This is a genomic window from Streptococcus danieliae, assembly GCF_025447695.1.
GTDB lineage: Bacteria > Bacillota > Bacilli > Lactobacillales > Streptococcaceae > Streptococcus > Streptococcus danieliae.
Map to the genome: position 1 here is coordinate 1 of NZ_JAOBSU010000059.1, position 11097 is coordinate 11097.

An 11097-nucleotide genomic window follows, 5' to 3' on the forward strand; every position below is an offset into this window, starting at 1 on the left:
CGATTTCGAATTGGCGGCTCAGATCCGCGATATGATTCTCGAAATCAAGGCCTTAGACTAGCCTTTCGTGGTATAATAAACAATAAACTTATGAGGATTCTGGTGGTCAGAGCGAATGAGATGTGACCATCAGAATCCAACTATCAAAAATGGAAAGAGAGGAAGCAGGTGTACCAAGCCCTCTATCGTAAATATCGGAGCCAAACCTTTGCAGAAATGGTGGGGCAGCCTGTTGTCTCCCAAAGTCTTCGCCAGGCTGTGGCTACAGAGAAAATCAGCCATGCTTATCTATTTTCCGGTCCCCGAGGAACCGGAAAAACGTCGGCAGCTAAAATTTTTGCCAAGGCTATGAACTGTCCCAATCAGGTGGACGGAGAACCGTGTAATATCTGTGATATCTGCCGGGCCATTACCTTGGGGAGTCTGGAAGATGTGATTGAGATTGACGCAGCCAGTAACAATGGTGTGGATGAAATCCGTGATATTCGTGACAAGTCAACCTATGCTGCCAGTCTAGCCCGTTATAAGGTTTATATTATTGACGAGGTGCATATGCTCTCAACAGGAGCCTTTAATGCCCTCCTCAAAACCCTGGAGGAACCAAGCCCAGGCCTGGTCTTTATCCTAGCAACGACAGAATTGCACAAGATTCCGGCGACTATTCTATCCCGGGTTCAGCGCTTCGAATTCAAGTCCATCAAAGTCCCCGATATTGTGGGCCACTTGGAATGGATTTTAGCCCAGGAGGGCTTGGAAGCTGAGCCGGGAGCCCTAAGTCTGATTGCCCGTCGTGCAGAAGGTGGGATGCGAGATGCCCTGTCGCTTTTGGATCAAGCTCTCAGTTTGTTGGACGGCTCTAGCCTCAGCTTGGATGTGGTCGAGGAAATCACAGGTTCTGTTAGTCTGAGGGCTTTAGATGCCTATGTAGCAGGCCTTCGCAATCGAGATCTGGAAGAAGCCATGGATCATCTGAACACCATCCTCGACAGTGGCAAACAGCCGGCTCGCTTCTTGGATGATCTCTTGGCTTATTTTCGCGATTTGCTACTAAGTCAAGCTGGTTTGACCTTTACAGATCGCTCACCTCTGTTTCAAGAGAATCAGGAGTTGGCGCGTGACCGGCTCCTGGATATGCTGGGAATCTTGATCCAAGCCAATCAAACCCTGCGCCAGCTGAGTCAAGCCCGTCTCGCCCTAGAGATGATTACGGTTCAACTTCTGGATGAACCTACTTCTGACAAAGCAGCCGGTCCCCAAGTGGCCCGGCTGCAAGCAGAGGTAACGGCCCTTAAAGAAGAAGTTGCCCAACTCAAAAGGACTGGGGTCAGTCAAGTCCAATCCTTAAAATCAAATCCGGCCACAACTCGCCCAGAAACGAGAGTCAAACTAGATAAAAGTCGCTTTATTAAAATCCTCGAAGAGGCTGTTGAGAACCCAGTGTTGGCACGTGCCAACCTGACCAAGTTACAGGGAGCCTGGGGGGAAATCATTGAAAGTCTTTCGGGGGCTGATAAAGCGCTTTTGGAGGGTTCCCAGCCGGTGGCTGCCAATGAGCACCATGCGATTTTAGCCTTTGAATCGGCCTTTAATGCAGAACAAACCATGAAACGGGATAATCTCAATGTGACCTTCGGCAATATTCTCAGCCAGGCTGCGGGTTTTTCTCCAGAAATCCTTGCTATTTCAATGGCAGATTGGCAACAATTGCGCCAGGATTTCGCTGCTAAAAACCGCCAACAAAAGCAGGAAGAGAAAGAAAAGTCACCTATTCCTGAGCAGTTTTCCTTTTTGGCTTCACAGGTTGTGATTCAAGATGATTAAGTTGAGAAGGGAGTGGGACAGAACTAATTTTGAAAAAATGAGTTCTGTCCCACTCCCGCAAGGTTGATTAGGGCGGATTTGGAAGCTCAGCGAGTCAGGAATTGACTCGCTGAGCTTCCAAATGGAAGAACAAGGAATGTTCTTCATATAGCGAACGATTGGAGTTTGCTTCGCAAACAAGATTTGTTGCTCTCTAACAGCAAACAATGCTGTTAGACCCAATCAACTACTGCGTCAAAGTTATTTTGCTAATCATAAAGAGAGAGGCTAGACTTTTGTCCTAGCCTCTCAGAGCAAATGGAGGTGTGTATGATTCAGTTAGATACACGATCAGTTTATAGCTTTTTGGAAAGTAATCTAACTCTGGCAGCCTATCTGCAAAAAGCCAAGGCCCTAGGCTATCAGAGTCTTGGTCTCATGGATCAAGACAATCTTTATGGAGCCTATGCTTTTTTAGAGCAGGCTGAGCAGGCTGGTCTGCAAGCCTTATTAGGCATTAGCTTAACCACTCGCTTGGGGGACCGGTTGCTGGATTTGAGGGTTTTGGCCCTGTCTACCACAGGCTATCAGAACCTTTTGAAATTGACGAGTCAACGCAATCTAGGTAAAACTGCTTGGGAAGACCTGGTGGAATTTACCCAGGATTTGGCCCTAATTTGGCCCTTCCAGCTGGGGCAGGAGGAGCCTGATTTAGGCCGTCCTTATTTTCTGGGAGTGGCCTTGGATAGTCCGCCTCCAGATAGTGACCGTCCCCTGCTTCCCTTACAAACAGTTCGTTACCTGGAGACTCAGGATTTAGAGGTTCTGCAGGTGATGGAAGCCATTAAAAACAACCAGACGCTTGTGGAAACGCCTGTGCGCTACCGCGGGCAGGCTTTGCTTTCGGCCCAGGAATTGAAAGAAGCTTACCAAACCCGTTTTCCTGGAGCTTGGGAGAATTTAGAGAGTCTGGCTGAGGGGGTTAAGTATGATTTGGATCGTAGCTTGAAACTGCCACGCTTTAATCCTAAGAAAGCAGCCGTAGAGGAATTGCGAGAGGTGGCTTTGGCGGGATTAGCCGCCAAACAGTTACAGGGCCCAGCCTATTTGCAACGTTTGGAAGAGGAGTTATCTGTTATCCATGAAATGGGCTTTGATGATTATTTTTTGATTGTCTGGGATTTGTTGGCCTTTGGCCGCCGTCAAGGTTACTATATGGGCATGGGACGGGGTTCGGCTGTAGGCAGTTTGGTCGCCTATGCTCTGGATATTACGGGGATTGATCCTGTAGCCAAGAATCTGATTTTTGAACGCTTTTTGAATCGGGAACGGTTTAGCCCTCCGGATATTGATATTGATATTCCGGATATTCATCGGTCGGATTTTCTACGCTATGTCCGTGATCGCTATGGTAGCATGCACGCTGCCCAGATTGTAACCTTTTCAACTTTTGGAGCCAAGCAAGCCTTACGGGATGTTCTCAAACGACTGGGAGTGCCTGAGTTTGAAATTTCCAACCTGACCAAACAAATTCGCTTTGGTGAAAAATTGCAGCAGGTAGTGGAGCGGAGTCTATCCTTCCGCCGTCAGTTTCAAGAACGACCCGAATTGGGCCGTGCTCTACAGCTGGCCATGCGTTTGGAGGGGTTACCCCGTCAAACCTCCGTCCATGCGGCTGGTGTAGTTATGAGTGATGCAGATTTAACAGACTTTATCCCACTTAAGTTTGCAGAGGATATCTATATTACCCAGTATGATGCGGCAGCTATTGAAGACAATGGTTTGCTCAAAATGGATTTCTTGGGTTTGCGGAATTTGACCTATGTAGAGCGCATGCGGGACTTACTGGCAAAAGAAGAGGGAATTGTGCTGGATCCAGCGGCTATTCCTCTAGAAGATTCGGAAACTCTCAAATTATTTGCGGCGGGTAGGACCAAGGGGATTTTTCAATTCGAACAGCCAGGGGCTATCAATCTGTTACGGCGGGTTCAACCTGCCTCCTTTGAAGAAGTTGTGGCAACCACCAGTCTGAACCGGCCCGGAGCCAGTGCCTATATCGATAACTTTGTAGCCCGGAAGCATGGTCGGGAAGCAGTAGTTTCAGTGGATCCAGCGGTCGCCGATATTTTGGCTCCTACCTATGGAATCATGCTCTATCAGGAGCAGGTTATGCAGGTAGCGCAACGATTCGCAGGCTTTAGCTTGGGAAAGGCCGATTTGCTTAGGCGGGCGATGGGGAAGAAGAAGCCGAAAGAAATGCACGCCATGGAAGTTGATTTTGTGGAAGGAGCCTTGCAACAAGGCTATGATCAGGACCGAGCCAAGGCCCTGTTTGCCGTGATGGAGAAGTTTGCCGGTTACGGTTTTAACCGTAGTCACGCTTATGCCTACTCAGCCCTGGCCTTTCAATTGGCTTATTTTAAAACCCATTATCCCCACATCTTTTTCCAGGTTATGTTGAGCACTGCCAACCAGACCTATTTGGAAGATGCTCTTGATGCCGGCTTTCAGATGCAGGCCCTCACGATTAACACAATTCCGGCTCATGATCGTTTTCAGGATGGTGCGATTTATTTGGGCTTGGATCGTCTCAAGGGCCTGCCGCGAGATTTGCAGACCTGGATCCTGGAGCACCGTCCTTTTGCCGATTTGGAAGATTTCTTTCTCCGACTGCCCCCCAATTATCTGAAACCGGACTTGTTAAGACCTTTGATTCAAATTGGTCTCTTTGATCAGCTAGCTCCCAATCGGGCGACTCTGCTAACCAATTTGGATCGCCTTCTCTTCTTCTATCAAGAGTTGGGAAGCCTTTTTGCTGATTCTAGTTATTCTTGGGAGCTTGTTTCTGATTTTTCTTCTTTGGAAAAATATCGAATGGAAGTGGAGCTTCTAGGTGTGGGTCTGAGCCCTCATCCCCTAAAGGACTATCTGCAGGAAGCCGGCCCCGAGATTCAGCGGATTGCGGATTTGCAGGTGGGGGCTCATGCTCAAGTTTTGGGTGAGCTTTTGGACCTACGGGTGATTCGCACCAAAAAGGGGGAGCAGATGGCTTTTATTCAGGTTACGGATACCCGTCATAAAATAGAGGTTATCGCTTTTCCGGAGGTTTTTCGGACCCAGAAGCAGCTACTGGAAGCGGGCGCCCTTTTGCAGATGTGGGGTAAGGTGCAGGACAAGAGTGGCCGCAAGCAGCTGGTCTTGAACCGGGTCCAGGCACTGACACGGGAGCGCTTCTGGATCTTGCTGGAAGACCATCAAGTAGACCATGAAGTGGCTCGGATTCTAAAGAATTTTCCGGGCCCGATTCCGGTTATTGTACGCTATCAGGAAGGCAAGGAAACCTTGCAGTTGCAAGAAGGCGTTTCCAAAACAGAAGCGCTAGTAACAGCCCTGGGACCTTATGTTCTGAAAACGGTTTTTCTTGAAAAACCCTAGAATTTTGAAATACCCTGTGCTATAATGCTTAGGAATTTAAATATAAGAGAAGGAGCTCAAGCAGAATGAAACGTATTGCTGTTTTGACCAGTGGTGGTGACGCCCCTGGTATGAATGCTGCTATTCGTGCAGTTGTTCGTCAAGCAATCTCTGAAGGTATGGAAGTTTACGGAATCCAAGAAGGTTATGCTGGAATGGTTGCTGGTAAATTTATCGAATTGGATGTAGCTTCAGTAGGAAATATTGTTGGACGTGGGGGTACCTTCCTTGGGTCGGCTCGTTATCCTGAATTTGCTCAACTTGAAGGACAACTCAAAGGGATTGAGCAATTGAAAGCTCACGGAATTGAAGGTGTTGTCGTAATTGGTGGAGATGGCTCTTACCACGGTGCTATGCGTTTGACTGAACATGGGTTCCCAGCTGTTGGAGTACCAGGAACAATCGATAACGATATCGTTGGAACAGACTTCACGATTGGTTTTGATACAGCCGTTACGACTGCTATGGATGCGATTGATAAAATCCGCGACACTTCAGCTAGTCACCGTCGTACTTTCGTTATCGAAGTTATGGGACGTAACGCTGGAGATATCGCTCTTTGGGCTGGTATCGCATCTGGTGCGGACAATATCGTCATTCCAGAAGAAAACTTTGACATGGATGCGATTGCAGCAACGATTCGTGAAAGCTATGAGAGCGGTAAAAAGCACAATATCATCGTTCTTGCTGAAGGCGTTATGTCAGCAGATGAATTTGGTGAAAGATTGCGTGAATCTGCGGACGAAAAAGATCTCCGTGACCTTCGTGTAACAGAGCTGGGTCACATCCAACGTGGTGGTGCTCCAACTGCACGTGACCGTGTCTTAGCTTCTCGTATGGGAGCACATGCGGTTAAACTTCTAAAAGAAGGCCGTGGTGGACTTGCGGTTGGTATCCGCGATGAGAAAATGGTTGAGAGCCCAATCCTTGGGACTGCTGAAGAAGGTGCTCTATTCAGTCTTGCAGCAGGTGGTAAGATCATTGTTAATAACCCACACAAGGCTGACCTAGAATTGGCAAACCTAAACCGTCATTTGGCGACATTCTAAGATTTGGCTTTATAAAATAAAAAAGGAGTTCACAGATAAAATGAACAAACGTGTTAAAATTGTTGCAACCTTGGGACCTGCGGTTGAAATCCGTGGTGGAAAACGTTTTGGTGAAGATGGTTACTGGGGTGAAAAACTTGACGTTGAAGCATCTGCACAAAACATTGCGAAATTGATTGAAGCAGGAGCAAACACTTTCCGTTTCAATTTTTCACACGGTGACCACCAAGAACAAGGTGAACGTATGGCAACTGTTAAACGTGCTGAAGAAATCGCAGGCCAACGTGTTGGTTTCCTTTTGGATACTAAAGGTCCTGAGATTCGTACAGAATTGTTCGAAGGTGATGCAAAAGAATATGCTTACGTAACTGGTGAGAAAATCCGTGTTGCAACTAAGCAAGGAATCCAATCAACTCGTGACGTGATTGCTTTGAACGTTGCTGGTGGTTTGGACATCTACGATGACGTTGAAATTGGCCGTCAAGTCTTGGTTGATGATGGTAAATTGGGTCTTCGTGTTGTTGGTAAAGATGATGCTACTCGTGAATTCGAAGTTGAAGTTGAAAACGATGGTGTCATTGCGAAACAAAAAGGTGTGAATATCCCTAACACCAAGATTCCTTTCCCTGCCCTAGCAGACCGTGATAATGCGGACATCCGTTTTGGTTTGGAGCAAGGTATTAACTTTATCGCTATTTCTTTTGTTCGTACAGCTAAAGACGTCAATGAAGTTCGCACAATCTGTGAAGAGACTGGTAACAGCCATGTGAAGTTGTTTGCGAAAATCGAAAACCAACAAGGTATTGACAACCTTGATGAAATCATCGAAGCAGCGGATGGTATCATGATTGCCCGTGGAGACATGGGAATTGAAGTACCATTTGAAATGGTTCCAGTTTACCAAAAAATGATCATCACTAAGGTCAATGCAGCTGGTAAAGTGGTTATCACAGCAACAAACATGTTGGAAACCATGACTGAAAAACCACGTGCAACTCGTTCAGAAGTATCTGACGTCTTTAACGCAGTTATTGATGGTACAGATGCAACTATGCTTTCTGGTGAGTCTGCTAACGGTAAATACCCATTGGAATCTGTAACAGCAATGGCGACAATTGACAAAAACGCTCAAACCTTGTTGAATGAGTATGGTCGTTTGTCAACTGCTAACTTCAACCGTGGCTCTAAGACTGAAGTTATGGCTTCTGCGGTTAAGGATGCAACCAACTCAATGGACATTAAATTGGTTGTTACCTTGACTAAGACAGGTCACACTGCTCGTTTGATCTCTAAATACCGTCCAAATGCAGATATCTTGGCGATCACATTTGATGAGTTGACTCAGCGTGGTTTGATGTTGAACTGGGGTGTTATTCCAGTAACAACTGAAACTCCTTCTAACACAGATGATATGTTCGATATCGCAGAAAAAATCGCGGTTGAACAAGGCTTGGTAGAAGCTGGTGATGACATCGTTATTGTTGCCGGTGTCCCAATTGGGGGTGCTTCTCGTACAAACACAATGCGTATCCGCACAGTTCGTTAATCAATGCTTAAAAAGCCTAGACTGTTAGCTATAGGAGTTGATCGTCTAGGCTTTTTGCCTTGTTGTCAGAAATAAGGATTTTGGAAAAGTTTTTGATACAATGAAGTACCGAAAATTTTTCGAATCAAATTTTAAAGGAGAAAATCATGATTGTTACAACAACCAATGCCATCGAAGGAAAAAAGGTTCAAGACTACAAGGGGATTGTTTTCGGGGAAGTTGTTACCGGGATCAATATGTTTAAAGATATTGGGGCAGGTCTTCGCAATGTCTTTGGTGGTCGCTCCAAGGGCTATGAAGATGAACTCAAAGCTGCTCGCGAAGAAGCGATTGAGGAAATGAAAGAACGCGCAGCTCAAATGGGTGCAACAGCCATCATCGGTATGAAAATGGACTATGAAATTTTGGGTGCCGATAATGGTATGATGATGGTGACTTGTTCTGGAACAGCGGTCATTGTGGAATAGGAGTAATCGGGAGGTATTGATCAGATTTTTTGCGAAATCCGATCAATACCTTTTTTGTTGAGTGATAGGGCTGTAAGCTTCTTTTAAATCTAGAACTTTTTTCAAACGAGTTCGTGAAATGTTCGGATAAATCTAGTAAAATCTTGAAATATGGCTTTGAATCATTTATAATGTTCAAGAATCGAACAGTTTTAGGAGGTTATCATGGTTCATTCATATCTGAAAAAATCTGCGATGTTGCTCAGTTTGGCAGCAGCAGTAATGGTCGCTGAAGAGGTTCGGGCAGATCAAGCAGCTGATTCTCAAGCTGTAGCTGGGCAAGAAGCAACTAGTGTGACAGTGGCTCAGGAAAGTCCTGCAAGTCCAGAGGCTCTTCTGCAAGTTTCAGAAACTCCAGTTCAGGAGCAGTCACCAGAGGTTACAGTCTTGGCTGAACCTGTTCAGGAAGAGGCAGTCAAGCCACCTGTCGAAGGTCAACGAGTGGATATGCGGATTTTGGCAACAACAGATTTGCATACCAATCTAGTGAACTATGATTATTATCAAGATATGCAAGTGGAGACGTTAGGCTTGGCTAAAACAGCTGTCCTAATGGAAGAAGCACTTGCTGAAAATTCAAACGTTGTGATTGTAGATAGTGGCGATACCATCCAAGGGACACCGCTTGGAACCTATAAGGCTGTTGTGGATCCAGTGAAAGAAGGCGAAGAGCATCCGATGTTTGCAGCCTTTAAAGAACTAAACTATGACGGGGCAGCCTTGGGGAACCATGAATTTAACTACGGTCTGGACTATCTACGTCGGATTGTGGCTTCTTCAAAAGTACCGCTTCTAAACGCCAACGTTTTGGATGCCCAAACCAAGGAACATCTCTTCACCCCTTATGTCATTGTTCCTAAAGCCTTCAAAGATTCTGAGGGTCAATTGGTAACGGTGAATGTAGGCCTTACAGGAATTGTACCACCACAAATTATGAATTGGGACCGTGCTCATTTGGAAGGAAAGGTGATTGCCTTGGACGCTGTTCAAGCAGTTACTGAGTTGGTGCCACAAATGCGCAAGGCGGGAGCAGATGTTATTGTTGTCATGTCCCACTCAGGTATTGGCGATGACACTTACTTGGTTGGTGAAGAAAATATTGGTTACCAATTGGCTGGTATTCCAGGTGTTGATGCAGTTGCGACAGGCCACTCGCATGCCAACTTCCCATCTGGAACAGGTAATGGTTTCTACGCTAAGATTAAAGGTGTTGACGATGTCAATGGTAAAATCAATGGAATTCCGGTAACCATGGCTGGTAAATACGGAGACCACTTGGGAATCATGGATTTGAAGCTTCACTATACCAAAGGAGCTTGGCAAGTTGAAGAGTCTGGAACAGTCCTTCGCAAAATTGATACCAAGTCGACTAAGGCAGATGAACGTATCCTGAATTTAGCTAAGGAAGTTCATGAGGCGACAATTCGCTATGTGCGACAAGAGGTCGGACAAACACCAACTCCAATCCATTCTTATTTCTCCTTGGTTCAAGATGATCCCTCTGTTCAGATTGTTAACCAGGCACAAATGTGGTATGCCAAACAAGTTCTAGAAGGAACTCCGGATGGTGACCTGCCCCTACTTTCAGCAGCAGCTCCCTTTAAGGCCGGAGCTCGTAATGATCCGAATGCCTATACAGATATGAAGGCTGGACCACTAGCTATAAAAAATGTCGCTGACCTTTACGTCTTTGATAATACGGTAGCTTTGCTTAAAATTACCGGTGCCCAACTTAAGGAGTGGTTGGAAATGTCAGCTGGTCAATTTAACCAAGTGGATCCTACCAAGACAGAACCACAAAATATCATCAATACGTCCTTCAGAACTTATAACTTTGACGTCATTGATGGGGTTACCTACGAGTTAGATATTACTCAACCGAATAAATACTCTGTTGGAGCAGAATTGGTCAACCCAACAGCCAACCGTGTTCGAAACCTCCGCTATCAAGGTCAAGAAGTTGCAGATGATCAACTCTTCATGGTGGTGACCAATAACTACCGTGCCAGCGGACCGTTCCCAGGAGTGAAAGATGCCCAAGAAAATCGTCTTTTGAATCTCCAAAACCGTCAAGCCTTGATCGATTATATCATTGCTGAAAAAATGATTGATGCCCGTCCAAACCAAAACTGGACCTTTGCAGACACCATCAATGGTTTGGATCTTCGTTTCTTGACATCCTTAAAAGGACAGGAACATTTGGCTAGCAACCCGGCTATTTCCTTCGTAGGGATTTCTGAAGTACTGGAAGGATTCGGAGAATACCGCTATCACTATAGCCCTGTGCTTCAACCAGAGGAACCTAAAGAACCAGAGCAACCAGTTCAGCAAGAAAAGCCGGTTCAACCAGAACAGCCTGTGCAACCAGAACAACCGGTTCAACCAGCTCAACCAGAAGTAACACCACTGACACCTGCTAAACCAGCTAAGGTTGAGACTGTGAAAGGACCTCAAGTGCTTTCTTATCAGTCAGGTCAAACTTTCCAAAAAGTTGCTTCATCCCAGCCTCAAGTCCAAGAGCCAGTTTCCGCAAATCAACTTCCGAAGACTGGTTCTGAGCAATCTTTGTTGATGAGTTTTGGTCTTGTACTTTTAGGTTTGTTACCAAAGGCTTTGTTCAAAGGAAAACAAGACTAATAGTAGATAGGGAAATGAGCTGAAAGTTCGTTGAATCCGAATAAGGAGGCCTATTTTTCCAGAGAAAAAGAAGGGGGTTCTGAAA

7 protein-coding genes are annotated in these 11097 nt (G+C 45.9%); all 7 read left to right on the plus strand.

Annotation, left to right across the window (positions count from 1 at the left end):
• On the plus strand, positions 1-61 hold a 61-nt coding region (locus tag N4310_RS08650), incomplete at its 5' end, for a UvrB/UvrC motif-containing protein (RefSeq protein ID WP_420832899.1).
• A 107-nt stretch (positions 62-168) separates the two neighbouring features.
• Positions 169-1821: a DNA polymerase III subunit gamma/tau gene (dnaX, locus tag N4310_RS05330; RefSeq protein ID WP_262092366.1), complete on the plus strand. Its 1653-nt coding sequence runs from the start codon at positions 169-171 to the stop codon at positions 1819-1821.
• A 309-nt stretch (positions 1822-2130) separates the two neighbouring features.
• Positions 2131-5235: a DNA polymerase III subunit alpha gene (locus N4310_RS05335; RefSeq protein WP_262092367.1), complete on the plus strand. Its 3105-nt coding sequence runs from the start codon at positions 2131-2133 to the stop codon at positions 5233-5235.
• A 65-nt stretch (positions 5236-5300) separates the two neighbouring features.
• Positions 5301-6323, plus strand: coding sequence for a 6-phosphofructokinase (gene pfkA, locus N4310_RS05340; RefSeq protein WP_262092368.1), 1023 nt, complete (start codon positions 5301-5303; stop codon positions 6321-6323).
• Between the two features lie 40 nt (positions 6324-6363).
• Positions 6364-7869, plus strand: a complete 1506-nt coding sequence (gene pyk / locus N4310_RS05345; protein ID WP_262092369.1) for a pyruvate kinase — start codon at positions 6364-6366, stop codon at positions 7867-7869.
• A 146-nt stretch (positions 7870-8015) separates the two neighbouring features.
• Positions 8016-8336 (plus strand): putative heavy metal-binding protein, encoded by a 321-nt coding sequence (locus tag N4310_RS05350; RefSeq protein WP_160332158.1) that lies wholly within the window; start codon positions 8016-8018, stop codon positions 8334-8336.
• Positions 8337-8540: 204 nt separating this feature from the next.
• A complete protein-coding gene (locus N4310_RS05355; protein ID WP_262092370.1) occupies positions 8541-11012 on the plus strand; it encodes a bifunctional 2',3'-cyclic-nucleotide 2'-phosphodiesterase/3'-nucleotidase in 2472 nt (823 codons plus the stop codon).
• The last annotated feature ends 85 nt before the right edge of the window (positions 11013-11097 follow it).